The sequence below is a fragment of the Hyphomicrobium sp. genome (assembly GCF_041674905.1).
Classification (GTDB): Bacteria; Pseudomonadota; Alphaproteobacteria; order Rhizobiales; family Hyphomicrobiaceae; genus Hyphomicrobium_B.
The window spans coordinates 1-22,953 of sequence record NZ_JBAYUV010000013.1 but is presented as its reverse complement, the minus strand read 5'-3'; the positions used below and the strand labels follow the sequence as shown (position 1 = coordinate 22,953).

The following is a 22,953-nucleotide window of genomic DNA, read 5'->3' as shown; positions in this document are numbered from 1 at the left end:
ATAATCTCGCAACGCTGATCAAAGTATTCTCTCGCGCCGCAATAAATAATCACACAACGTCATGGCCGCGCAGGCGGCCATCCACGACGGCTTTGAAATCTTGACGGCCAGTTTTGCGCGAGAGCGTTTCGTAACTCTCCCGGCTTCGATATGGCGCTCCATGGATCGCTGTCGAAATCCTGGCACTCCGAACACGGATGGTTTGTCCAACGCTATTGCGGCGGTTTTGATATCGACATCCCGCCTCACGTCATGGCCGCGCAGGCGGCCATCCACGACGGCTTGGATGCTTGCTCATGATCTCTCCCGCTCGACGTCAGCGGGGGCGAACAAGATTTCTCCAGTCGCTTCGTCGAAGAGATCGCGCCATTCTGGATTTATCTGTTCGATCAGACGAACCTTCCAGGCCCGCTTCCATTTTTTGATCTGGCTCTCGCGCCGGATGGCTGCGTCCATCGTCTCGTGCATTTCGTAATAGACAAGCCGAGTGACGTAATAGCGCTTCGTAAATCCGTCGATGAGCTCCTGCTTATGCAACGACATGCGTTGCGCAAGGTCGCTGGTAACCCCGGCGTAGAGAACGCTATTCGGACGGCTCGCGAGCAAATAAACACACGGCTGCTTCGGACGGTGATCGCGCATCCGTTAATCCGCGTTTGAATGGCTTGCGTGGATGGCCGCCTGCGCGGCCATGACGGAGGTTGAGTATGGTCTGCGCATATTTGTTCAATGACGATTTCACATGTCAGGTCGATGGATCTTGTTCCATATTTCTACCGTCATGGCCGCGCAGGCGGCCATCCACGGGACATGAGACGCGGGCTCGTTTGCTGCTCCATGGCGAGACCGGCACGCTTCGTTTTCCACTTGTCGCGTGTGGCGGCAGTGAACTCTCAGGACATCGGATTATCCCGTCAGCCCTGTCACCTTCAGCGCGAAGGCGAAATTCAGTGCGGTGTCCTTCAAGCCGTCGAAGCGGCCCGAGGCGCCGCCGTGGCCTGCGCCCATGTTGGTCTTCAGCAGCACGAGGTTGTCGCTGGTGTTGCGTGCGCGGAGCTTCGCGATCCACTTCGCCGGTTCCCAATAGGTGACGCGCGGATCGGTGAGGCCAGCCAACGCCAGGATATGCGGATAGCGCTTCGCTTCGACGTTATCGTAGGGCGAATAGCTCAGGATGTAGTCGAAGTCGTCCTTGTTCGTCAGCGGATTTCCCCACTCCGGCCATTCCGGCGGCGTCAGAGGCAGATCCTTGTCGAGCATTGTGTTCAGCACGTCGACGAACGGCACGTCGGCGATGATGCCGAGAAAGAGATCCGGCGCCATGTTGGCGATGGCGCCCATCAGCATGCCGCCCGCAGAACCGCCGTTGGCGACGATGCGGCCGCGCTGGGTCAACCCCTGCTGCACGAGGAATTCGCCGGATGCGATGAAATCCGTGAAGGTGTTCCTCTTCTTCTTCATCTTGCCGTCGGTGTACCAGCGGAAGCCCTTGTCCTTGCCGCCGCGGACATGCGCGATCGCGTAGATGAAGCCGCGCTCGACGAGCGACAGCCGCGCCGTCGAGAACGATGCGGGCATCGAAATGCCGTAGGCGCCGTAGCCGTAGAGGAACAGCGGTGCCGAACCGTCGAGCGGCGTCGTTTTCTTGTAAAGGAGTGTCACGGGAATGAGCGCGCCGTCCTCGGCAGGCGCAAGCAGACGCCGCGTGACGTAGTCGGCCGGGTTGTGGCCGCTCGGGACTTCCTGGCGCTTGCGCAGAACGCGTTCGCGGGTCGCCATGTCGTAGTCGTAGGTTTCGGCGGGCGTCGTCAGCGATGAGTACGTGAAGCGGATGCTGTTCGTTTCGAACTCGTAGCCCGACGCGAGGCCGAGGGCGTAAGCTTCTTCCTCGAAGGCGATCGTGTGCTCGCCGGAGAGATCGAGGACATCGCGATCGACGACGATGCCCGAGGTGATCGGCGTCACGACGATGCGAGGCAGGCTGTTCTCGCGTTCGAGGCGCGTCATGAAGTTTTCATAGACGCCGACATCGAGGATCAGGCGGCCCGGCTTGTGCGCAACGATCTCACGCCAGTTGGCTTCGTTCGTCGCGTGCACGGGCGTTGCGACGACGCGGAAATCCTCCGCGTCCTCGGAATTGGTGGTGATGATCAACAACGACCAATGATGCTCGACGCTGTACTGGTGGCCGACGCGGCGGCCGGCGACGATGCGCGGCGGCTCGTCCGGGCTGTCGGCGTCGATCAGGTGAACTTCGCTCGTCTCGTGATCGTGGATGTCGATCAGGATGAACTTTTTCGATTGGGTCGAGGAGAGGCCGACGAAGAAACCTGAATCCTTTTCGGCGTAGACGAGCTTATCGTCGCTCACGGGCGTACCGAGCTTGTGGCTGTAGACGAAGAGCGGCCGCTGATGATCGTCGACTTTAATGTAGAAAAGCGTCGAGCCGTCGCGCGACCATTCCAGGCTGCCGCGCGTATCGGGAATTTCGTCGGCGAGGTCCTTGCCCGTCGCGAGATCGCGGATGCGGACCGTGTAAAGCTCCGAACCCTTGTCGTCGGTCGCGTAGGCGAACAGGCGATGGTCGTTCGAATGGGCGGCGGCGCCCAGATCCCAATAGCTCTTGCCCTCGGCCTCGGCGTTGCCGTCAAGAAGAACCTCGGCATCGTCAGCCGAGCCGCCGCGCGCGATACGGCAAAGCTCGGGATATTGGCCGCCTTTCACGAAGCGCGGAAAGTATTCGTACGGACCGTCCGGCTGCGGCACCTGGCGGTCGTCTTCCTTGAGCCGCGCCTTCATCTCGAGAAAAAGTGTTTCCTGCAGCGCTTTCGTATCGGCGAGTGTCGCATCGATGTAGGCGTTCTCGGCTTCGAGGTAGGCGCGAATATCGGCCGCGAGCGTCGCCGGCTTACGCATGACCTCCTGCCAATTGGAGGCACGGAGCCAGGCATAATCGTCGGTGAGCACGACGCCGTGATGAGTTGCCGTCACCGGTTCGCGCCGCGCTTCCGGTGGGGATGTCTCAGCCGTCGCAGGAACCTGATCTCGGGAAGCGGGGGCGATCGGCGCGGTCATGGGATGGGAAGCCTTTCATTCGGGAGCGCATTGGCGTCGCACGGTTTCTTGACCCGTTAGCCGTCCGCGTCAACGACGAGCCGGGATCGAAGCAACGTCGCAATTGAGTGACCGCCGTGCCAAGCATTAGCGATGCTGTGAAGTGTCAAGGTCTCGCAATTGACAATGAAGATCAGCTGTAGTCAAAGCTTTCATAAGTGAAGACAAGATCAATTTGGGGCGGGTTAATGCAATACCAAAATATGGCTAAGAACTCGTCCTGGCGATATGTCTAGAAGCTTGCCATCTCTTAGGCGTACCTCCGAAGCCGGACAGAAAGAAGAAGCGAAAGACATATCGATGGACAGTCCGTCCCAGCCTGAACTTGTGACGATCACGGCGACCATCGTCGCTGCCTACGTCAGCAACAATTCGATTTCATCAACGGATCTGCCGGGGCTTATCGCGGAAACCCATGCCGCGCTAAGCCGCGCCGCCGGACGCAGTGCTCCGGCGGAACGGGAAGAAGCCAAACCGAAGATCGCGATCAAAAAATCCGTGATGCCGGACTACCTCATCTGTCTCGAAGACGGAAAAAAGTTCAAATCGCTGAAGCGGCACCTGCGCACGCACTACAATCTGTCGCCTGAGGAATACCGCGAGAAGTGGAGCTTGCCGCCGGACTATCCGATGGTCGCGCCGAACTATGCCAACGCCCGCTCGCAGCTTGCCAAGAAGATGGGCCTCGGAACGCGGCGCTGATTTTCGCCCTGGCGCATCATTTCACGTTTGCGGCCGCTGCCGCGATTGGTGAACGCGAGACAGAAGCTCCGTGAGCGCTGCGCGTTCCTCTTTCAATATCCGGCTGAGCGATGCGTGGCGTTCAAGGTCATAGACGGGATGACCCGCGCGGCCGTAACGGCGCTCTCTCCGCAGCGCACACTCGAGTGCTGCAATAAGTTTCTCTCGCCCCTCGAGGCTTCGATCATCGCGCTCGTGCGGCCACAGCGGCAATACGCGCTGCGAATCATCAACGTATCTGGCCTTCGAATTGAAGCGGCCGGCCTTGGAGCCGTTTGTCCGCGTAGTGATGTTCCGTATCGAGACGTTGCTTTGCATGATGCCGTACTGTGCTGCAGCGCACGGGCACGGGGATAAGTTTGCGAGTTGTGTTCTGCGGGTAAGGTGAATGAGGGCGCGAATAAAAAACTTATCCCCGCTCGTCGCGCTGGACCTATCCTCCCCTCGTTGCCTTTGCATGAGACGGCAATGCGACCTTGGCCGGCACCGCAGCAACGAAGCGCATCCGCTTTGGGAATCCGTTCAGACCATGAGAAGTACACATGCTTGAAGCCTCTCGCACCTTGGCGTTGAAGACGCGCCAACGCGGCCCCGCGTTTTCGGTTGTCGCAGACCAGCAGCAATATCGTCAGGCGCGTCTGGCGCTCGATCTCGCGATGTCGAGCGTATTCGGCGTCGAGAACGGCGCACTATGGCACGGCACGCGCGGCGCCAAAGGCATTGCGTCGGTGCGGCAGATCGCGATGTATCTCGCGCACGTGTCCTGCGGGATGACGCTGACGGATGTCGGCGCGATGTTCGGCCGGGATCGCACGACGGTTTCCTATGGCTGTTTGAAAGTCGAATACCGGCGTGACGATCCGATCCTGGACCGGACGCTCGATCTTCTCGGCTGGGCGTTGCCGACGCTGGTCATGCGCGCCGAAAAACGGCGTCCGCACTGACGCGGCCCTTTCGTAAGTAATATCCATTCCTGCGAGGTATGACGATGGCGACGAGACGAAGCTCCGCGGCTTCGGCAGCGAAGACTGCTGAACATCAAGCGCCCGAGCGCGATCTCAAGGAAAGTCCGCTGGCGTGGCTCGCGCGACGCAAGGACAAGGACGGGCGGCCGATGCTGTCGGATGAGGAATTCGACGCGGGCGAGCGTCTTCGCGCCGATTTCTGGTTTGCTCAGATGACACCGCGAGTCACGGCCAACTGGTCGATGCTGCTTGGCGGCGGCGGCGGCAGCAGAGGCGCGCCGGATCTCGGGCCGGACGTACGTGATTCCATCATCGCGGCGCGCGAGCGCGTGCGACGTGCGCTTGCGAGCGTCGGTCCCGATCTCGCCGGCGTTCTGATCGACGTCTGCTGTCACCTGAAGGGGCTCGAAGCCAGCGAGAAGGCGAGCGGCTGGCCGCAACGTTCCGGCAAGATCATCCTGCAGATCGCGCTGCGCCAGCTTGCCCGCCATTATGGCTTGCTGCGCGAGGCCGAGCCGATCGGCGCCGCGCCAGTCCGCGTCCGTCATTGGGGCGCGAGCGACTATCGTCCGGCGATCGAGCAGGATACGGCGTGATCAGGCGGCGAGCATCATCTCGGCGTCGGTGTGAATGCGCTTCACCATCGAGGCGAGGCCGTTCGAACGCTGCTGCGTGAGGTGCTCGCTCAATCCGAGTTCGGCGAAGATGCCTTGTGCGTCGGTTGCGGCGATCTCTTCGAGTGTCTTGCCCTCGTAGACGGCGAAGAGCACGGCGATCAGGCCCTGCACGATCAGAGCGTCACTCGTGCCCTGCATGTCCATGCCGTTAGCGGCCGGCTTCGTCGCCAACCAGACCTGGCTGGCGCAGCCGCGAACCTTGTTCGCTTCGGTCCGCAGGTCTTCGGGTAACGGCGGCAGCGCCCGGCCAAGCTCGATCACGTACCGGTAGCGATCCTCCCAATCGTCGAGGAGCGCGAAGTCGGCGCGGATGTCGTTAATCGTCATCGGAAAATCCAAGCAGCCCGCTCATCGGGCGCCACCTAGAAATAAGTGGCCGGACCCGGTCGGGGCAAGGCTCGAATTGCGCCTAGATGCTACCTTTGCTCGACTTTTTGCCGCGCCAGGCCGGTTCTTTGTCGGACGGCGTCAGGGTTCCCATCTCGCGCTCGAGCACGGCCGGCTTATACGGCCGATCGTCATGATCGGCCGCAGCCGTGTCACTTCCCGCGCCTTGCCTATCGCGCATCATGTCGTAGGCGAGTTTGGCTCCGAACTGGGCTTTGGCAACGAACATTGACCAGTATTCCGAGCCCTTGGCGCATGTGCCGGCGTTGCGGTCGCAGAATGTGACGACCCATTGCGCGGTTGTGCCGGCGCGCTCGTAGAGGCGCTGCTGCTGCTCATGGTCCGACGGCAGCACGGCAACCCCGATGGCAACGATTGTGGCGATACGCAACAAGCCCATGGTCGACCTTCGCAAAGTTAAACGGGAGAAGAGCGTCCCGTCGCGATGTCATACCAAAGCCGGTTCAAGACCGCGCTAGCGTGTGCGGTACAATTCGAACAGTCTTCGATGCGAATTTGATGCAAATTTAGATAAAATGCTTCGCATTCCGATCGTGCCAAATTTCGACAGTTAAGAAGACCTTAACGGCTGGTCTCCATAGTCTCGGAAGACCCTGCAGAGGGCGAACGGGAGCCGCGAAGACATGATCGGATGGGACCGCAGACTTGCCATCGGTGCTTCCGTGCTGATGACGCTCAGCGTCGCTGTCAACATGGCTGCGTTCCAGGGCAAGGGACCTGTAGCAGGCCAGGTCGCGAGCCAGGGCAGCGCGATCGAGACCGGCGGCCTGCCTTCGCGCGGCGGATGGGTCGAAGGTCCGGGACTGGGCCTCGGCGCGACGACGCCTCCATCGGCGGCGCCGCCATTGCCGGGGCCGACCGATCCTCCGACAGGCCCGCTGAAAGACGACGCCAACACCGCGGAAATCACGCGCGGTATTCAACGAGAGCTTGATGCGCGCGGCTATGACGTTGGCCAGCCGGACGGCGTTGCGGGGCTTGTCACACGCGCCGCGATTTTCGCCTACGAGTACGACAACGGGCTGGTGCTGACCGGCAAGCCGAGCGAGCCGCTGCTGAGCCAGATCGTGCTCGGCTCGTCCTCGCTCGAGCAGAACAGCGCGCGACCCGGGAAAACGATCTCGGCCGATGGGGAAGCGCTGGTGCGCGACGTCAAGCAGAAGCTCGGTGCGCTCGGCTATCAGACGGGTGCCGCAGGCGGCGCGCTGACGCCGGAGCTTGGGCGCGCGATCCGCGATTTCGAGGGCGAGCAGAAGCTCAAGTCGAGCGGCCGCATCTCGGGGCCGATGATGGGCCGCTTGATCCGTCTGCAGGGGCAGGCGAAGTTGCGCCATGCCGCGCCGTCGCGCTCCGCCGCGCGCTAGGCTTATCGGTATCCTTGCTGCTAACTAGAAGAGCATGCGCCTTAAATCGGAAATCTGGGTCAAAGCGTATTTGCGCCGTTGCACGGTCAACGGTGCGAGCGGCGTCGTCGTGCGTCACGGCGACGATGATGCCGGCGCGATCTTCATCAAAATCGTCCGCCAGGATTTTATGGCTGCCGTCTACGCGCCCGCTCCCGCCGGACTCGACGATGCCGATCACGACCGGCGCTGGGTGTCGCGCTTCGACAACGGCTTCGTTCCGGAGGCCGAGGCGGAAACGCTTTTGAAACGAGAGGCGGGTTTCGACAGCGATCTCTGGATCGTCGAGATCGAGGATCGCGACGGGCGGCACTTTCTCGGCGATGAATTGCTGCCATAGGGGCAGCTTCACCTGCGCGAGCGAGTCCAAGTTTTTACATTCCATTAATAGGCGGCGCTTCTAATTGAAGCATGCGCTGATTCGAGCGGCCACAACGCAGTCTCGCCGCAACCGTTTTTGTACGGTGTCATAACGGGCGGTTGGTGAGCCTCATGATGGGGGAGCCGCATGCACGAAGTAAGCTTCGTGTATTTGGGGGGCTACGCATGGCGACAATCGTGGAATTCAGGAGCACTCCGCGGCGAACCGAACCTTTATCGGTGAATGACGGCGGCTCGGCGGACATCGTTTTCTTTCCCGGCGTCAGGTACGAGCGGCCCGCGGAGCCAAAAGTCGAAAAACCGATGACGGGCAAGCCGGGCCGCGACACGCTCGAAATCGACGGCTGACGTTCGGATCGCTGCTGCCTTCGGCATGTCGTGGATGGCCGCCTTCGCGGCCATGACGAATGTGAGGGAAATGTCGGCTAGCAACTTTTGGCGCCGACGAGATTGTCATCGCGTTCATTCTTGTCGTCATCGCCACTCGCGACAGGCGAAAGCCCCCGCCACGTCATGGCCGCGCAGGCGGCCATCCACGTGAGTATCGGTGCAGCGAATATTTGCGATGTGGGGTAAGCGCTCCGCACGGGAATTCTAATCTGGCGCGCGTTATCGTTTTGTGATCGTCAGGTGCGGCGTACGGAGCACGAGGCCTTCTCGAGCACGGACTGCGTTTCGGAGCGATATGGGTCGCCCCGGTCGGGCGCGCGCACAACGATAAAGCCTTTCGGCGCCGCGATGGTCTGGTCCGCGTCGCTGGTTTGCGGAGCTTCGCTCGATAGGCCGAGGAAGCGATCGTCGGCGGGAATGATGGACAGATTGATCGTCGTCTCGCGCTCGGATGAGGCGGCCGCGAAATAAAGGTTCGTGCCGTCCGGAGCGTAGACGCCGACCGTCCAACCGAGATCGGGCAGCAGCGCATGCACGCGCATCGCCCGGTCCGCGGTATCGAACGGACAGAAAGCGTAGCGAGCGTCTGGCGAGAGGTACGGCAGAAGCGCCTGCTGCTGATCGACGGGGCCGACGATCGTCATCGTGTTGTGCGGCAGAAGATTTGCGAGCCGAGCGTAAGCGGTGCCGCGCTGATCGTTGACCGCGAGGAACGTCGCAACGATGTGGACGATCACCGCGACTAAGACGAAAATTACCAAGAGCCGCCAGTCGATGCGCTTGAAGAGGTTCATGAGCAGCTCTCCCGCGTGATGACGGGAAGGCGCTTGTTGCGTTCGGCGCGCTGGTCGTCGGAGAGGCCGTTCGCCGGATCGAGGACGGTGAAGACGAGAACCAGGCGTCCGGCGCCGCCGGTCGGAATCCAGTTGCCGGGACGTGCGTCGCGGCCGAGCGTCACAACGAACGATCCGTTCGGATTGGGTGCGATCGTATCGGCGGTGAACGTGTAGCGGTCCGCGTCGTTACGGATCAGGCGGCCACGGGAATCGAAGACCGAAAGGCTCCACCAAAGGCCCGGCAGGCTCGCGCCATCGATCTTGTAGTTGCAGGATGAGTGCAGGCGCGCGCCTTGCGAGTCGGTCCTCGCCTCGAATATTCCGGCGCTGTCGGCGGAAATCCTGAGCTTTCCCGTCGAGGCGAGATGCGCCTTCGAATACGGATCGGCGCTTTCGCGGCCGAGGTCGCGCCAGTGCTGCCAGGGGCCATACGTGTCGACGGAGAGCGGCGAGCCGCGCGAGATCATATAACGGCTGGACCAGACGCCGACGCCGGTCGCGAGCGCTACGGCCGCGATCAGGCTGATGGCGCGGAAGATGATCGCGGCGATGGTGCGCACAAGCGTCATCGCCGATGGCCGCTCATAGGATTTGAGTTCGAGCGACGCCACTCAGCGATCCCCCTATTGCGCGCGCTGGGCGGGCGAAACCGCCTGCTCGCCGGACAGTGAATCGAAAAGCGTCGCGCGCCGGTCGGCCCGTTCGGGCGTCTTGTTGTCCTTCGGCGGGTCTTGCGGCGCGTCCGATGGAGCGGGGGTTGCAGGATCGCCGGGTCCGCCTTCGGCTTTGCGCAGCGCCGTCGTCAGCGACTTCAGCACGGCGCGGGTTTTGTCGGACATGATCGCTTCTGGCTTGCCGGTCTCGGACTTCGTCGCAGGTTCAAGCCCGGCAGCGACTTGCGCGGCCTTGATCGCCGCCAGTCGCTGCTGTTCCTCGATCTGGCGTGGATGCGGCTGCAGGCCCGGAATAGTCGGAATGTTCATGTCGGTGTGCGCGACCGTCATCAGGTCATGCCAGATGGGCGCCGCCTGATGGCCGCCAGTGACGCCCATGCGCATCGCGTGGTTGTCGTCGTTGCCGATCCAGACGCCCGCCACGTACTTGCCGGTGAAGCCCATGAACCAAGCGTCCTTTGGCCCGGTCGAAGTTCCTGTCTTGCCCGCGACGTTGGTGAAATCGAGATTTGCCATGCCGCCGGTGCCTTCGTTGACGACGCGATAGAGCATCGTGTTCATCCCCTCGGCAACCTGCCGCGAGACGATCTGCTCCGCCGGCGGCTCGTCGCGTTCACGCGAATAGAGGAGATCGCCTTTCGACGTCGTGATGTCGAGGATGCCGTAGGGCTTCGCGCGCTTGCCGCCGTTGGCGAAAGTCGCAAATCCGCCGGTGTGCTCGAGCACCGTGATGCCGCCGTCGCCGAGTGCCATCGAGCACGTTTTCTTCACGCCTTCGATGCCGAGACGCTTCGTCATCTCGATGACTTTCTCGCGCCCGACCGCGAACGACAGTTCCGTAGCCACCGTGTTCAACGACTTTGCCAGCGCCTGCCATAGCGGCAACCTGCCGCCCGAGCCGCCGCCGCCGCCGTAGTTCGACGGCGACCAATTTCCGCACGAGCGCGAGGCGTCGCGCACCATCGTGTCAGGCTTGTAGCCATTCTCCAAAGCTGCCGCGTAGACGTAGACCTTGAACGACGAGCCGGGCTGGCGCTTGGCGCGCGTCGCGCGGTTGAACTGGCTTTCGCCGTAATCGGGGCCGCCGACGATGGCGCGCACCTTGCCGTCGGTTTCCATCACGACGATGGCGCCGGAATTGAAATGATCGGAGCGGCCGTTGCGCTTCAGCGTGGCGTTGAGCGCTTCTTCCGCCTGCCGCTGCAGCGTCAAGTCGACGGTCGTGCGCGCGGTCAGGACATACTGTTCCTTGCCTTCGGCAAGCCGCTGCACTTCTTCATACGCCCAATCGAGGAACCAGTCCGGACTTGTCGACGTGCGGTTTTCGGCGACCCTTGCCGGGCTCATGCGCGCGGCGTGAACCTGCCCGGCGGTGTAGTATCCGGCTTCGACCATGTTATCGAGCACCTGGTTGGTGCGTGCCCGCGAAGCCGCCAAGTCGACGAGGGGCGAATATTTCGATGGCGCCTTGAAAAGTCCGGCGAGCATCGCCGCTTCCGCCATGTTGATGTCGCGCACTGACTTGCCGAAATAATACTGCGACGCGGCTTCGGCGCCGAACGTGCCGCCGCCCATATAGGCACGATCGAAATAGAGCTTCAGGATCTGCCGCTTCGTGTAGCGACTTTCGAGCAGGAAGGCGAGAAACAGCTCCTTGATCTTTCGCTGCAGCGAGCGTTCCGACGAGAGGAACAGGTTCTTGGCGAGCTGCTGCGTCAGCGTCGAGCCGCCCTGCACGACCTCGTTCGCCTGCACGTTCGTCAACAGCGCACGCATGGTGCCGAGCACGTCGATGCCATAGTGCTCGAAGAAGCGGCGGTCTTCCGTCGACAGCGTCGCCTTGATGAGAACGTCCGGGATCTGGTCGAGCGGCACCGCGTCGTTGTGCAGGATGCCGCGCTTGCCGATCTCGTTGCCGTTGACGTCGAGGAAGGTGACCGCGAACTTGCCGGTCAGGAATTTGCTTTCGTCGAATTCCTGGAAGGCGGGGAGGGCAAGGCCGTAGAGCACGACCAATCCGCCGAACAGCATCGTCAGGCCTTCGGAGGCAAATTCGTTCAGCAGGCGGCGCCAGCCCACGAGCTGAAAGCGCGCGAAGTAACTCGAACCGGCGTTCCAGTAATCCTTGATGCGAGACCAACTCTCGCCGAGCGTCGAGTTGAGTTTCGAATCAAGGGCAAGCCAGTTGATGAAACGGTCGCGTCCGCCCTGTCTGAAGAACCAGTCGTTCAAGACCCGTCACCCCTTGCCACGCCGCCCCCGACGCCAGACCTGCCTTGCGGGGCCAGACTTGCCTTGCAGCGCAGGGGGGCTTAAGCCCCCTTCAGCACCAAAACACGTGACGCATTGCAAGCACCAATTGCGGCGCGTCCCTCTGGATGCACCGCAAACCCTCGGCGACGGACGTTACGCGTCCCAAGGCGACCAAATTGTGGTCAATTCGGCGGCGCTGGCAAGTGAAAGAGAGACCGACGTTGGACGGCGACAGCAAACCGTTCTGGAAGACCAAAACGCTCGAGCAGCTGTCGCCCGAGGAGTGGGAATCACTCTGCGACGGCTGCGGCCGCTGCTGCCTCGTCAAGCTCGAGGACGAGGATACGAGTGAGGTCTACACTACGAAGCTCGCGTGTAGCATGCTGAACGTGGGCACCTGCCGCTGCCGGGATTATGCGAATCGTTTCAGCAAGATGCCCGATTGCCTCCAGATCGACGTCAAACGCGCGCGCGAGCTGAAATGGCTGCCGCCGACGTGCGGCTATCGCATTGTCGACGAGGGGCGCGATCTGCCGTGGTGGCATCCGCTCGTTTCGGGATCGCCCGAGACCGTGCATCAGGCGGGCATCGCCGTCAGTTCGTTCGCGATGAGCGAGCGGCGCGTCAAGGAAGAGAACTACTGGCGCTACATCATTCCGGATTTGGGGCAGGGCGAGGATCATGGCGAACCTCAGCAGCGGCGCAAGTCCAAGGAGCGTGCTGTCAGCTCCAAGAGCTAAGGCGGGCGTTGCGGCCTTCATTTGGAGCCGTTTGAGCAAGCTGCCCTGGATGGGCGGGGCGAGCCCGGCCATGGAGCGGTGGTTGTCGTCGGCTTGAACTGCCATCGTTTTATCGACGCCAGAAGCCTTCACTTCACGTCGTGGCCGTGAAGGCGGCTATCCACGTTTTTTCTGCGAGCTATTTTTTAGAGCAGGCACCGCGGGCGCCTCGCTCGGAACCATTCGTCGTCGAACGTCGGTCTGCAGACGCGCAGGCCCGATGTCAGCAAAGCTGCCGTTGAGGTCGTGGATGGCCGCCTTCGCGGCCATGACGGGTGTGGGCTGCCATTTGACCGCGGCCACGCAACGAAGATCCGTGCCGATCTACGAACCGCTATCTGTCGAGGAAACTTATCCTCGTTTGCCGGCACTGATTTATACTTGGACGGTTTGGCTCTATAAATTTAATAATCGCCTTAATTTTCAATATGTTATTGCATTTTGTCAATTGACAGCGCGACGCTTATCAGGCATCTTCTCTGTATAACGCGGAAAGTGTGAGACGACGCTCTCACCGAAGTGCGGGCCATTGTGCCGGGACGCGTTTCCCGAAATTTTGAAAAGGTGAGCAAGCGCATGGCAGCGGCATCGAGCGCGCGGCGAACGACGACGCGTGTCCGCTCGAAGAAAACCACGCCACGTGCTGCGGCCGGCTCCAAGAACGGGAGTCGCGGCGCGCAAAAGCAGAACTCAACCGGCTCCCAGAAGGGAAGCCGGAAAGAAATCTCAGACGATGCAACGAGCCCGCACCGAGCGGCCGGCTCGCGGCACGCGAGTCGCTCGGTGCCAACTAACTCGGTGCCAGCTAAAAAATCCAAGCCCGGCGCGCTCGTGCAACGTGTCTACAACACGATCGATGGCGAACTGGAAAAACTCGAAAAGCAGAAGGGCCTCACCTCGCAGGATCGCGAGCGTGCGTCCCGGGCGCTGTCGCAGATGGTCAATGCTTTGGAGAAAGCCGTTGAGATGCAACGCGAGATGACGAAGCGAAAGGCAACGGGGGGCGACGCCAAGAGCAAGGAGGCGCTGGCTCATGCGGAAGACCTACGCCGCGAAATTGCGGAACGTCTTGAACGCCTCAATCGAAAACGGACGTCTCAGCGAAGTTCTGAATGAGCTGAGTGCGGCCGAGCTGGAGTTCATCGCGCATGATTGGGAATTATGGGCGCGGGACGATCAGCTTGCGCCATTGTTGATTGCGCCTTGCGACTTTGCTCCGCAGAGCCGGCAGCAAGGCGCGGCCTTGTTGAAAGAGCAGGGCGCAACATCAAGCGCGCCCGGCGTCCGGCTCCCCGCAGGGGACTCGCCGGGTGCCAACAAAAAGATGTCGGAAGCGCCGATCAATAAAGCATGGCGCGTGTGGATGCTGCTTGGCGGACGCGGGTCGGGCAAGACGCGCGCTGGCGCAGAGTGGATTCGCAGTCTTGCCTGTGGCGATGATCCAGGGCCGCGCCTTGCGGCCAGCTCTCCGCAGGGGAGTCGCAAGGCGCCAGCAAGACTCGCGCTAGTGGGAAAAACATTGGCCGATGTTCGCAACGTGATGGTCGAAGGTCAGTCGGGATTGCTTGCCGTGCATCCGGCACACGAGCGGCCTGTGTTCGAACCGTCGAAGCGGAGGCTGACATGGCGGAACGGCGCGGTCGCGGAATTGTTTTCGGCGGACGAAGCAGAAGCCTTGCGCGGGCCGCAGTTCACCGCTGCCTGGTGCGATGAGCTTGCGAAGTGGCGCAACGCGGAGAAAGCGTGGGACATGCTTCAGTTTGCTCTGCGCCTCGGAGATGCACCGCGCGCCTGCGTGACGACGACGCCGCGCGCAACGAAGCTTTTGAAATTGATTATTGCCGACGAGGCGACCGTGACTGTCAATCTCGCAACGGCCGACAATGCGTTGAATCTCGCGCCGACGTTCCTCGCCGAGATGACGCGTCGCTATGCGGGCTCGGCTATCGGGCGGCAGGAACTGCTCGGCGAGATCGTCGAGGATGCGAGCGACGGTTTGTGGCGGCGCCACTGGATCGAGGAAGCGCGCGTCGAGGCGGCTCCCGAGATGCAACGTGTCGTCGTGGCGGTCGATCCGCCGGTGACGGCGACGGCGTCGTCGGATGCGTGCGGAATCGTTGTTGCGGGATTGGGTGTCGATAAGCGCGCCTATGTTCTCGCCGATCGCACCGTACAGGGACGAACGCCAGAGGTGTGGGCGCGTGCGGCGCTCTCAGCGTTCGACGATTACGAAGCCGACCGCATGGTCGCGGAAGTCAATCAAGGCGGAGATCTCGTCATCTCCGTTCTGCAGCAGTTTCGACAGAATTTCCCCGTCGTCAAAGTCAGAGCGACGCGGGGAAAATGGGTTCGTGCCGAGCCGGTTGCGGCGCTTTACGCGGAAGGCCGCGTCGCGCACGTCGGGCGGCTCGATGCGCTCGAAGATCAGATGTGCGCATTCGGGAGCGACGGTACGGTCAAGGGCCGCAGCCCCGATCGCGTCGACGCGCTCGTCTGGGCGATCACGGATTTGCTGCTGAGCGCCGCGCTGAAGCCAACGGTCAGGATGCTCTGAGGGGGGCGTAAGCTTAGTTTGACAGGGTCAAACCAGACCACATGGAAGTCCCAATGGCCCAAGACGTTGAGGTGAAAGCTTTCAACAACAACGAGACACGAGCCTTGTCATTCTTCTTCATGCCAACCTTCCTTTCTGCCCCGATTTTGAGGCCGATGCTGAGATACTGAAGGAAACTCAGTGCGATCAACGTCAGAAGGCCAGTGAGACAGACCACGAGATGGGGATTCGAACCCCAACCTGAAAAACCCAGCGTACCTGCCAAACTAAGCTTACCTGAACAGAATAACCGATCAACCGCGCGCGTTGCAAGCCGCCGTGCGGAGCCTTCGACGATACGAAAATTTCAAAGGTTTTAGCATGTCAATAATCTCGGAAGCGCTGACGCGCTGGCTGCCGGTGCACGGTCGTGTGCCAAGCGGCCGGCTCGCGGAACGCGAGTCGCTTGGCACAATCAACAAAGCCACTGCGACGGGCCCGCTCATCGCCTATCACAATCTCGGCGAACCGGTGTGGGCGCCGCGCGACTACTCCGCCTTCGCGCGCGAAGGCTTCATGCAGAATGCCATCGTCTATCGCTGCGTGCGCATGATAGCGGAGGCCGCCGCCTCGATCCCGTTGCTCCTCTATGAGGGCACGACCGAGATCGAGGATCATCCGCTGATCGGGCTGCTCCGGCGGCCGAGCCTCGATCACACCGGCACCGATTTTCTCGAAGCCTGGTACGGCTTCCTACTCGTCTCGGGCAACGCCTACGTCGAAGCCGTTGCTCTTGATGGCGAGTTGCGCGAGCTGCACATCCTGCGGCCCGACCGCATGAAGGTGATCCCTGGCGTCGACGGCTGGCCCGAAGGCTACGAATACACCGTCTGCGGACGAAGTGTGCGTTTTCTCGACGAGGTCGTCGAGGATGTGCGGCCGATCCTGCACTTGAAGCTCTTTCATCCGCTCAACGATCACTACGGCATGAGCCCGATCGAGGCGGCCGCAACCGCGATCGACATTCACAACACGGCGGCGGCCTGGAACAAGGCGCTGCTCGATAATTCCGCGCGGCCCTCCGGCGCACTCGTCTACGCCGCGTCGAACGGTCAGATGACGGACGAACAGTTCACGCGGCTGAAAAGCGAGCTCGAAACGAATTTTCAAGGCGCGCGCGCCGCCGGGCGCCCGCTGCTGCTCGAAGGCGGCCTCGACTGGAAGCCCTTGTCGCTGTCGCCGAAGGACATGGATTTCATCGAGGCCAAGAACGCCGCTGCGCGCGAGATCGCGCTGGCGATCGGCGTGCCGCCGATGCTGCTCGGCATTCCGGGCGATAATACGTACTCGAACTATCAGGAGGCGCAGCGCGCCTTCTGGCGTCAAACGGTGCTGCCGCTGGTAAGCCGCACGGCGCGGGCGCTGGCGAACTGGCTGGCGCCGGCATTTGAAAAAAGCTCGGCATTCGGAGCTAGGGATGAGTCTTTGTTTGCGCTTGGCGACTCGCGTTCCGCGAGCCGGCCGCCAAGCGTGCTAGAACTCAAACCTGACCTTGACCAGATCGAAGCGCTGGCACCCGAACGCGATGCGCTGTGGAAACGTCTCGAAGCCGCATCGTTCCTCACCACAGACGAGAAACGGGCTGCGGCGGGATATGCGAGTCTTTCTGATGCGCCCGGCGACTCTCCTTCGTCGATCCCCGCCTTCGCGGGGAGGCCGCCGGGCGCGAAGTATGCTCCAGACCAGCCGCGCGTTCCCGCAGGCCAATCCGGCGGCGGCCAATGGACGGATGGTGCTGGCGTCGGGTCAGGCTCAAATAATGGTCGCGTTCGTGTCGCTCAAGCCGATGGCGGAAGATCAGGATACCCGATCAACATACTGGAAGAAGATGAAGTCGGTGGGCATACATATGCCGAGCATGTTGGAAAGTCAGAAGAGTATCTGAAAGCACGGATCACCGGAAGTCGTTCCGGCGTTCCATATATCTTTGGCGTAGGGGAAAAACGGGCGGGTTCGTTCCCCTCTGTGGACGCGGCAAATAAGCTCGTTAATTCGACCGTAGGAGATCCTGAAAATGCTTCAAAAATCGAGATGTTCCGCGAGGCGAAATTCCCATTTTGGCTTCCGGAACTGCGGATCTTTAAGAGCTTTTCCTCGCCAACCGGAATTGAGGCTTATTCGCCCGATGATAGAACAATTCCGAAAATAAGATCTACATCTGGAGTAACGGTAAGATTGATAAGGACCGACAGGGTGCAGCGAGGCTACTACGTCGATTCAGCATGGCCAATGAATGAGGAGTGACACGTGCAGATCGATATACCCCCAGAATTTCGTAAGGCTTGCCGGAACCTAGGACAAGATCTTGCGCGCAAAACCCGAGCGATGAGCGTTGCTGACGCAAATACTCTCCTCGTCCAGACTGCGATTATCGGTATTGATAGGAATGAAGCGAAAGCAATACGTGAGTTCATCGATGACTTCCTTAATAAGGGACTCTCATCGAAACAGAGGGTAGACTTTTGGCGCGAAACGCCCTCAGAGATTTATTTCTATGACGGTGAGCACGTCGAAGGCTTCCTGAGATTGCTGGGCGCCAGACTGGTCCAGCCGCCATATCAGGAATCCTGATCCGAGCGCGGCGCGCTATGGAAACGGCTCTCTCTTAGTGGCGCCGAGCGCAAAATATAATGACGATCAAGCGCGCGTTCCCGCAGGCCAATCTGGCGGAGGGCAGTGGACGGATGGCGATCGCCTCGCGATGGCCAAGATCATCCAAGGTGCTGCCCGCTACCTTCTGCGCAACCCGAAGGTTCTGAAGCCGGCAGAAAAGACGCTTGAGGAATTGTTGAAGCCGGGTGGAAAAGAACTCGGTGTTCAAGCTGCCAAAGCGCGCCCAGGAATTCGCACTCTGGACAAAGACGATTTCGAAAAATTGAAGTCCGAAATCCTCGATGGCGCAAAGGAAATAGAGCCTCCACGTGGCTATGACGGAAAAGCGTACCAGCGGCCGGACGGCACAGAGATTGGGGTGCGCCGAAGTGTTGAGTATGGCGAGACGCTTGACGTATTGAAATCAGCCGACGAAACCATTCTCAAGAACGGCTACAAGGTTCATAAAAAATGATCGACGAACCACGAGATAAGGACACCGGGGAAACACTGAGCGAAGCTATATCCCAATACCCTGGAGAACTGGATCTTGACGCCGTTGGGATTTGGCAGATCGTGCCGGATGGACGCGTCGCTTTTGGGCTGTCCGGAGAAGCGCTCGCTGATTACGTCCGCCGCGCCATCTACGCGCTCTTGGATGCAGGAGCTGTGCCGGTGCGCCATATTCCCGGAAGTGGGTTTAATTGGACCCGTCAGACGCAGTACGGCTCGAGCCGAGAGGCAATTGCTGAAGCCATAATCACGGAATGGGAACCTGTTCCTTACGACTCCTATTCGATGATTGAGCGTTGCCCATGGTTTGCTAGGCCTAGGCCGAATAGTCCTAACTATGTGAAGATGGATTGACCTCGATCAGATTGAAGCGCTGGCACCCGAACGCGACGCGCTGTGGAAACGCCGAGCTTTTGATTGCGTCGAGCGACTCCGCTTCGCGTAGCCGGCCGCTCGGCGCGTAAGACGCCGCATCCTTCATCATCACCGACGAGAAACGCGCTGCGGCGGGATATGACGCGCTCGGCGGCCGGCTCGACGAAGGAGAGTCGCCGAGCGCAAAATATACAGAAGACCAGCCGCGCGTTCCCGCCGGTCAATCGGGCTGAGGGCAGTGGACGGATGGAGGTGGCGGCGCGAGCCGCATCTCCGACGGCCGCGTGCGTGTCGCGCAGGCCGGAGAGCGATCCGGATATCCGGTTGACATTCTAGAGGAGGATAAACTTGGCGGGCACACGCTTGAAAGACATGTGGGCAAATCCGAGCAGTATCTCAGAGCACGCGTTCTGGAGAGTAGAAAAAGTATTCCAGGGGTCGGCGAGTACGGCGAAAAACGAGCAGGATCTTTTACATCCGTGGAAGCGGCCAATAAATTGATAAACTCAGTTATTGCGGAGCCGCAGAATCAGCAAAAACTTAAGAGTTTTGGAGAGGGAAATCTCCTGTTTCTGCTGCCAAATCTATATTTGTATCCGACGAGTTCATTCAGGTCACCAACGGGCTATGAGGCATTCGCTCCTAACGGACGTTCCGAGCCCATTATAAGACCGACAAATAGCTTAGAGGTTCGCGTTCGGCGCACAGGCAATAATTCGAGGGGATGGTACATTTACTCGGCGTTTCCGCTGACGGAGGATTAAAAAATGAGCCAAATGGCGATGCCTGTTGAATTCAAACATATGGTTCGGCAGATCGGATACGATGTTGTTGAACAAGTGGGGTCGATGGATGGACTGGTTCCTTATGCATTGATTGGTGTTGAGCATCCACAGGCGGCAGTTGTGCGTCAATTTCTCCAATCGTTGCTTGCAAGGAAGCTCTCAGCCGAGGAAATGTCTGATTTCTGGTCGTCGACGCCATCTGGCGTTTATTTTACGGACGGCGAGCGTGTGCGAGATTTTCTTTCGTCACTGCTGAAGAGGCTGGAGCAGGAGCCATATCTTACCGGAAAGATCTGATTCAAACTCGATGTGCTCCGAAAACGCCTAGCTTTTGATTGCGCCGAGCGACTCCGCTTCGCGGAGCCGGCCGCTCGGCGCGCCGTAAAAATTTAGATCGCCAGTCTGGCGAAACTCATAACTTCAGTTCGCAAACCGACGGAGCGCACATGTACGCGACCGAACACTTTCTGCTGCCCGCTTCGCTGTCGAAGCGGAGCCGGGCATTGCCGTTCGAGGCGAAGTCGCTCGGCGACGGCGTGTTCGAAGGCTATGCGAGTCTCTTCAATCGCGAGGATCTGGGGCACGACGTCATTGCGCCAGGCGCGTTTCGCGAAAGCCTGCAGAGTCGCGGTGCGGCACGCATCAAGATGCTATTCCAGCATGATCCGGCCGAACCGATCGGCGTCTGGGATGAAATCCGCGAGGATGCGCGCGGGCTTTATGTGCGCGGCCGATTGATGACCGCCGTCGTGAAAGGGCGTGAGGTCCTCGCACTGATGCGGGCCGGTGCGCTCGATGGTTTGTCGATCGGGTTCAAGACGGTCAAGGCGCGTCGCGATGCGGCGAGCGGCGTGCGGCGTCTGGAAAAAATCGATCTTTGGGAAATATCCGTCGTCACCTTTCCGATGCTGCCCGGTGCGCGCGTCGAAAGCGTGAAGAGGCGGCCATTCGTGGCGATGACTCCGACGATGAGAGACTTTGAGCGCTGGCTTACGCGAGATGCTGGGCTGACGCGAACGGAAGCGCAGGCGGTTCTCCGCTCGGGCTTTCATGGACTGAAGGCCCTGCGGGATGCGCGCCGCTCAGTCGACGACGATGCCATGCTTGCTTCGCGGTTTCGCGAAGCCGCGCGGCTGATGCAGGCAATGTAAGTTCCATCTCCCTGCACGCGGGGAGAGGATTCAAACGTAAACAGGACATCACATGACCGATACGACTTCCCTCGAAACGAAGGGGGCGGGCGGAGAAACCGCGCGCGCCTTCGAAGAATTCATCGAAGCCTTCGAAGCCTTCAAGGAAACCAACGACCAGCGTCTCTCAGAGATCGAGCAGCGCGGCGCGTCCGACGTTCTCGTCGCCGAGAAGCTGGCGCGGATCGAGGAGACGCTCGACTCCACGAAGCGCGCCGCGGACAATCTGGCTCTGAAGTCGGCGCGGCCACATCTCGCAGGCGGTGCGTCGCCCGCGTCGCAACTCGCGCATAAAGCGGCCTTCGATGGCTACGTGCGCCGTGGCGACGCTTCGCGGATGGCACGGATCGAAGAAAAAGCCCTGTCGACCGGATCGGCTCCCGATGGCGGTTATCTTGTGCCGGCGGAAACGGAAGCTGCCGTCAATCGCGCGTTGAAGGCGATCTCGCCGATGCGCGCGATCTCGGGACTTCGCCAGGTCTCCGGTGCGGTCTACAATCGTCCGTTCGCGACGAGCGGAGTCGGTACCGGCTGGGTCGCCGAAACCGCGTCGCGCACGCAAACGTCGACGCCGACGCTCGCCAACCTGCAGTTCCCGACGATGGAGCTTTATGCGATGCCCGCCGCATCGCAATCTCTGCTCGACGATACGATCGTCAACATCGACGAGTGGCTGGCGGACGAAGTCCGCATCGCGTTCGCGGAGCAGGAGGGCACGGCCTTCGTCTCCGGCGATGGTTCGAACAAGCCGAAGGGCTTTCTCGCCTACGATACCGTCGCCAACGCTTCATGGGCGTGGGGCAAGATCGGGTTCGTTGCGACCGGCGCCGCGGGTGCGTTCCCGTCGACAGCGCCCGGCGATAAGCTGCTCGATCTCATCTACGCGACGAAGGCGCCTTATCGCGCCAACGGCACATTCATCATGAGCCGTTCGACGGTCGCGGCGGTGCGCAAGCTCAAGGACGGCGATGGCAACTATCTCTGGCAGCCGGCGAACGCGCCCGGCGAATGGCCGTCGCTGATGGGTTATCCCGTTGCCGAGAGCGAGGACATGCCGGCCATCGATAGCGCTTCGCTGTCGATCGCGTTCGGCGATTTCTCGCGCGGATATCTGATCGTCGATCGCGCTGGCATCCGTGTGCTGCGCGATCCCTACAGCGCCAAGCCCTACGTGCTCTTCTATACGACGAAGCGCGTCGGCGGCGGCGTGCAGGACTTTGACGCGATCAAGCTGCTGAAGTTCGCGGAGTAAGCAAACCCGCGTCCGGCGGCCGGCTCCCCGGGGGATAGTCGCCGGGCGCAATCAAAAAGTTTCGCGCGGGTTTCCCTCCCGCCCGCGTGGAAGTGTGCGGGGTCATCGCAGTGCGGTGATCTCGCATTTTTGTTTGCGCGTTGCGACTCCGCTTCGCGGAGCCGGCCGCAACGCGCGGCCTTGTCGCGCGGACGGAGCAACATCAGCACGCTCGGCGGCCGGCTCGCGGAACGCGAGTCGCCGAGCGCAAACAAATAAGGAAATGCAATGTCTCTCGTGATGACGAGCCCGCCTGCTGTCGAGCCGGTGACGGTCGCTGAAGCCAAGGCGCACATGCGCATCGATACCGATGCCGAAGACATATTGATTGGCAGCCTCGTTCTGACATCGCGACTGCACATCGAGACGGCGCTGTCTCTGGCGCTCATCACGCAGTCATGGAAGCTCACGCTCGATCGCTGGTCGAAGTCGCGCGAGATCGAGCTGCCGATCGCGCCGTTGCGCTCCGTCGGCGGCGTTCGTGTCATCGACGCCTCCGGACATGCGACGACCGTTTCGGATCAGAGTTATCTCGTCGACCTCGCCTCGCGGCCGCCGCGTCTCATCTGGAACAATAGCGTGCCGCCGCTGCCGGGCCGGGCCGCGAAGGGCATCGAAATCGATTTGACGGCGGGATTCGGAGATAGTGCGGCGAGTGTTCCCGCGCCGCTGAAGCACGCGATCCTGATGCTGGCCGCGCATTGGTACGAGCATCGCGATCCGCGCGAGATCGGACAAGACGGCGCGCGCATTCCGGATGCCGTGAGCGACCTCATCAATCCATTTCGGACGATTCGGCTATGAAGGCACCTGTCAAAGCCGGTGACCTCCGGCATCGCATTGTCATCGAGCGACCGGAACGAACGAGCGATGGCGCCGGAGGTTCGATAACGGAGTGGATAGCTGTCGCCGAAGTTTGGGCCGCGATCTGGTCGCGCAGCGCGGATGAAAATTTCACGCTGGATCGCGTGGCCGGAACGGCGACGCACGACG

26 protein-coding genes are annotated in these 22,953 nt (G+C 61.0%); 19 read left to right on the top strand and 7 right to left on the bottom strand.

Going from position 1 to position 22,953, the window contains the following annotated elements; genetic code table 11:
* Positions 1 to 294: 294 nt before the first annotated feature.
* The gene (locus WC026_RS07560) at positions 295 to 642 is read right to left on the bottom strand and encodes a GIY-YIG nuclease family protein (protein ID WP_372710225.1); all 348 of its coding nucleotides are present in this window, start codon (positions 640 to 642) and stop codon (positions 295 to 297) included.
* Positions 643 to 906: 264 nt separating this feature from the next.
* Positions 907 to 3,075 carry a S9 family peptidase gene (locus WC026_RS07555; RefSeq protein ID WP_372710224.1) on the bottom strand — a complete coding sequence of 723 codons (2,169 nt, stop codon included), beginning with the start codon at positions 3,073 to 3,075 and terminating at the stop codon, positions 907 to 909.
* Between the two features lie 339 nt (positions 3,076 to 3,414).
* On the opposite strand from WC026_RS07555, the gene WC026_RS07550 reads away from it, so the two are divergent.
* From WC026_RS07550 to WC026_RS07540, 3 genes are all read left to right on the top strand, one after another.
* Complete coding sequence (locus tag WC026_RS07550; RefSeq protein ID WP_372710223.1) at positions 3,415 to 3,816, top strand: MucR family transcriptional regulator; 402 nt, start codon at positions 3,415 to 3,417, stop codon at positions 3,814 to 3,816.
* 581 nt (positions 3,817 to 4,397) lie between these two features.
* Complete coding sequence (locus WC026_RS07545) at positions 4,398 to 4,799, top strand: helix-turn-helix domain-containing protein (RefSeq protein ID WP_372710222.1); 402 nt, start codon at positions 4,398 to 4,400, stop codon at positions 4,797 to 4,799.
* Between the two features lie 44 nt (positions 4,800 to 4,843).
* A complete protein-coding gene (locus WC026_RS07540; RefSeq protein ID WP_372710221.1) occupies positions 4,844 to 5,416 on the top strand; it encodes a DUF6456 domain-containing protein in 573 nt (190 codons plus the stop codon).
* Here WC026_RS07540 and WC026_RS07535 read toward each other — a convergent pair whose 3' ends face one another.
* Both WC026_RS07535 and WC026_RS07530 read right to left on the bottom strand, forming a co-directional pair.
* Positions 5,417 to 5,824 (bottom strand): SufE family protein, encoded by a 408-nt coding sequence (locus WC026_RS07535; protein ID WP_372710220.1) that lies wholly within the window; start codon positions 5,822 to 5,824, stop codon positions 5,417 to 5,419.
* Between the two features lie 82 nt (positions 5,825 to 5,906).
* On the bottom strand, positions 5,907 to 6,284 hold the full coding sequence (locus tag WC026_RS07530; protein WP_372710219.1) for a DUF5330 domain-containing protein: 378 nt from the start codon (positions 6,282 to 6,284) through the stop codon (positions 5,907 to 5,909).
* Positions 6,285 to 6,528: 244 nt separating this feature from the next.
* Between WC026_RS07530 and WC026_RS07525 the strand changes: the two genes are divergently transcribed.
* The 3 genes from WC026_RS07525 (at position 6,529) to WC026_RS07515 (ending at position 8,037) form a co-directional block, all read left to right on the top strand.
* A complete protein-coding gene (locus WC026_RS07525) occupies positions 6,529 to 7,269 on the top strand; it encodes a peptidoglycan-binding protein (protein WP_372710218.1) in 741 nt (246 codons plus the stop codon).
* A gap of 34 nt (positions 7,270 to 7,303) precedes the next feature.
* Entirely contained in the window at positions 7,304 to 7,648 is a 345-nt protein-coding gene (locus WC026_RS07520; protein WP_372710217.1) for a DUF1491 family protein, read from the top strand.
* Positions 7,649 to 7,854: 206 nt separating this feature from the next.
* Positions 7,855 to 8,037 (top strand): hypothetical protein, encoded by a 183-nt coding sequence (locus WC026_RS07515; RefSeq protein ID WP_372710216.1) that lies wholly within the window; start codon positions 7,855 to 7,857, stop codon positions 8,035 to 8,037.
* A 278-nt stretch (positions 8,038 to 8,315) separates the two neighbouring features.
* On the opposite strand, the gene WC026_RS07510 is transcribed toward WC026_RS07515, so the two are convergent.
* From WC026_RS07510 to WC026_RS07500, 3 genes are read right to left on the bottom strand one after another with little or no spacing between them, the layout of a single operon-like run.
* Positions 8,316 to 8,873 (bottom strand): hypothetical protein, encoded by a 558-nt coding sequence (locus tag WC026_RS07510; protein WP_372710215.1) that lies wholly within the window; start codon positions 8,871 to 8,873, stop codon positions 8,316 to 8,318.
* Positions 8,870 to 9,526 (bottom strand): DUF1214 domain-containing protein, encoded by a 657-nt coding sequence (locus WC026_RS07505; RefSeq protein ID WP_372710214.1) that lies wholly within the window; start codon positions 9,524 to 9,526, stop codon positions 8,870 to 8,872. The genes WC026_RS07510 and WC026_RS07505 overlap by 4 nt, the downstream gene beginning before the upstream one ends.
* Positions 9,527 to 9,538: 12 nt before the next feature.
* Positions 9,539 to 11,821, bottom strand: coding sequence for a transglycosylase domain-containing protein (locus tag WC026_RS07500; RefSeq protein WP_372710213.1), 2,283 nt, complete (start codon positions 11,819 to 11,821; stop codon positions 9,539 to 9,541).
* 224 nt (positions 11,822 to 12,045) lie between these two features.
* Here WC026_RS07500 and WC026_RS07495 point away from each other — a divergent pair, with 224 nt between their 5' ends.
* From WC026_RS07495 to WC026_RS07435, 13 genes are all read left to right on the top strand, one after another.
* Positions 12,046 to 12,582: a YcgN family cysteine cluster protein gene (locus tag WC026_RS07495; RefSeq protein ID WP_372710212.1), complete on the top strand. Its 537-nt coding sequence runs from the start codon at positions 12,046 to 12,048 to the stop codon at positions 12,580 to 12,582.
* Between the two features lie 822 nt (positions 12,583 to 13,404).
* Positions 13,405 to 13,737: a hypothetical protein gene (locus WC026_RS07490; RefSeq protein ID WP_372710211.1), complete on the top strand. Its 333-nt coding sequence runs from the start codon at positions 13,405 to 13,407 to the stop codon at positions 13,735 to 13,737.
* A complete protein-coding gene (locus WC026_RS07485) occupies positions 13,655 to 15,175 on the top strand; it encodes a DNA-packaging protein (RefSeq protein ID WP_372710210.1) in 1,521 nt (506 codons plus the stop codon). Before WC026_RS07490 ends, WC026_RS07485 begins: the two co-directional genes overlap by 83 nt.
* A gap of 360 nt (positions 15,176 to 15,535) precedes the next feature.
* Complete coding sequence (locus WC026_RS07480; protein WP_372710209.1) at positions 15,536 to 17,458, top strand: phage portal protein; 1,923 nt, start codon at positions 15,536 to 15,538, stop codon at positions 17,456 to 17,458.
* A gap of 3 nt (positions 17,459 to 17,461) precedes the next feature.
* A complete protein-coding gene (locus WC026_RS07475) occupies positions 17,462 to 17,785 on the top strand; it encodes a hypothetical protein (RefSeq protein ID WP_372710208.1) in 324 nt (107 codons plus the stop codon).
* 130 nt (positions 17,786 to 17,915) lie between these two features.
* Positions 17,916 to 18,281 (top strand): hypothetical protein, encoded by a 366-nt coding sequence (locus WC026_RS07470; RefSeq protein ID WP_372710207.1) that lies wholly within the window; start codon positions 17,916 to 17,918, stop codon positions 18,279 to 18,281.
* Positions 18,278 to 18,673, top strand: a complete 396-nt coding sequence (locus WC026_RS07465) for a hypothetical protein (protein WP_372710206.1) — start codon at positions 18,278 to 18,280, stop codon at positions 18,671 to 18,673. Before WC026_RS07470 ends, WC026_RS07465 begins: the two co-directional genes overlap by 4 nt.
* A 305-nt stretch (positions 18,674 to 18,978) precedes the next feature.
* Positions 18,979 to 19,458, top strand: a complete 480-nt coding sequence (locus WC026_RS07460) for an RNase A-like domain-containing protein (RefSeq protein ID WP_372710205.1) — start codon at positions 18,979 to 18,981, stop codon at positions 19,456 to 19,458.
* A 3-nt stretch (positions 19,459 to 19,461) separates the two neighbouring features.
* Positions 19,462 to 19,776, top strand: coding sequence for a hypothetical protein (locus WC026_RS07455; RefSeq protein ID WP_372710204.1), 315 nt, complete (start codon positions 19,462 to 19,464; stop codon positions 19,774 to 19,776).
* 149 nt (positions 19,777 to 19,925) lie between these two features.
* On the top strand, positions 19,926 to 20,630 hold the full coding sequence (locus WC026_RS07450; RefSeq protein WP_372710203.1) for an HK97 family phage prohead protease: 705 nt from the start codon (positions 19,926 to 19,928) through the stop codon (positions 20,628 to 20,630).
* A 52-nt stretch (positions 20,631 to 20,682) separates the two neighbouring features.
* Positions 20,683 to 21,921 carry a phage major capsid protein gene (locus WC026_RS07445; RefSeq protein WP_372710202.1) on the top strand — a complete coding sequence of 413 codons (1,239 nt, stop codon included), beginning with the start codon at positions 20,683 to 20,685 and terminating at the stop codon, positions 21,919 to 21,921.
* A gap of 267 nt (positions 21,922 to 22,188) precedes the next feature.
* Entirely contained in the window at positions 22,189 to 22,764 is a 576-nt protein-coding gene (locus tag WC026_RS07440) for a head-tail connector protein (protein WP_372710201.1), read from the top strand.
* The coding region (locus WC026_RS07435; RefSeq protein WP_372710200.1) for a phage head closure protein at positions 22,761 to 22,953 on the top strand (193 nt) is incomplete at its 3' end. The genes WC026_RS07440 and WC026_RS07435, both read left to right, overlap by 4 nt.

Excerpts from the sequence above, each read along its gene's own strand:
- WC026_RS07440 (WP_372710201.1), top strand. The coding sequence starts at position 22,189 with ATGTCTCTCGTGATGACGAGCCCGCCTGCTGTCGAGCCGGTGACGGTC.
- WC026_RS07535 (WP_372710220.1), bottom strand. The coding sequence starts at position 5,824 with ATGACGATTAACGACATCCGCGCCGACTTCGCGCTCCTCGACGATTGG.
- WC026_RS07550 (WP_372710223.1), top strand. The coding sequence starts at position 3,415 with ATGGACAGTCCGTCCCAGCCTGAACTTGTGACGATCACGGCGACCATC.
- WC026_RS07530 (WP_372710219.1), bottom strand. The coding sequence starts at position 6,284 with ATGGGCTTGTTGCGTATCGCCACAATCGTTGCCATCGGGGTTGCCGTG.
- WC026_RS07560 (WP_372710225.1), bottom strand. The coding sequence starts at position 642 with ATGCGCGATCACCGTCCGAAGCAGCCGTGTGTTTATTTGCTCGCGAGC.
- WC026_RS07455 (WP_372710204.1), top strand. The coding sequence starts at position 19,462 with ATGAGCCAAATGGCGATGCCTGTTGAATTCAAACATATGGTTCGGCAG.
- WC026_RS07545 (WP_372710222.1), top strand. The coding sequence starts at position 4,398 with ATGCTTGAAGCCTCTCGCACCTTGGCGTTGAAGACGCGCCAACGCGGC.
- WC026_RS07515 (WP_372710216.1), top strand. The coding sequence starts at position 7,855 with ATGGCGACAATCGTGGAATTCAGGAGCACTCCGCGGCGAACCGAACCT.
- WC026_RS07445 (WP_372710202.1), top strand. The coding sequence starts at position 20,683 with ATGACCGATACGACTTCCCTCGAAACGAAGGGGGCGGGCGGAGAAACC.
- WC026_RS07555 (WP_372710224.1), bottom strand. The coding sequence starts at position 3,075 with ATGACCGCGCCGATCGCCCCCGCTTCCCGAGATCAGGTTCCTGCGACG.
- WC026_RS07485 (WP_372710210.1), top strand. The coding sequence starts at position 13,655 with ATGCGGAAGACCTACGCCGCGAAATTGCGGAACGTCTTGAACGCCTCA.
- WC026_RS07480 (WP_372710209.1), top strand. The coding sequence starts at position 15,536 with ATGTCAATAATCTCGGAAGCGCTGACGCGCTGGCTGCCGGTGCACGGT.
- WC026_RS07465 (WP_372710206.1), top strand. The coding sequence starts at position 18,278 with ATGATCGACGAACCACGAGATAAGGACACCGGGGAAACACTGAGCGAA.
- WC026_RS07540 (WP_372710221.1), top strand. The coding sequence starts at position 4,844 with ATGGCGACGAGACGAAGCTCCGCGGCTTCGGCAGCGAAGACTGCTGAA.
- WC026_RS07470 (WP_372710207.1), top strand. The coding sequence starts at position 17,916 with ATGGCCAAGATCATCCAAGGTGCTGCCCGCTACCTTCTGCGCAACCCG.
- WC026_RS07510 (WP_372710215.1), bottom strand. The coding sequence starts at position 8,873 with ATGAACCTCTTCAAGCGCATCGACTGGCGGCTCTTGGTAATTTTCGTC.
- WC026_RS07520 (WP_372710217.1), top strand. The coding sequence starts at position 7,304 with ATGCGCCTTAAATCGGAAATCTGGGTCAAAGCGTATTTGCGCCGTTGC.
- WC026_RS07525 (WP_372710218.1), top strand. The coding sequence starts at position 6,529 with ATGATCGGATGGGACCGCAGACTTGCCATCGGTGCTTCCGTGCTGATG.
- WC026_RS07450 (WP_372710203.1), top strand. The coding sequence starts at position 19,926 with ATGTACGCGACCGAACACTTTCTGCTGCCCGCTTCGCTGTCGAAGCGG.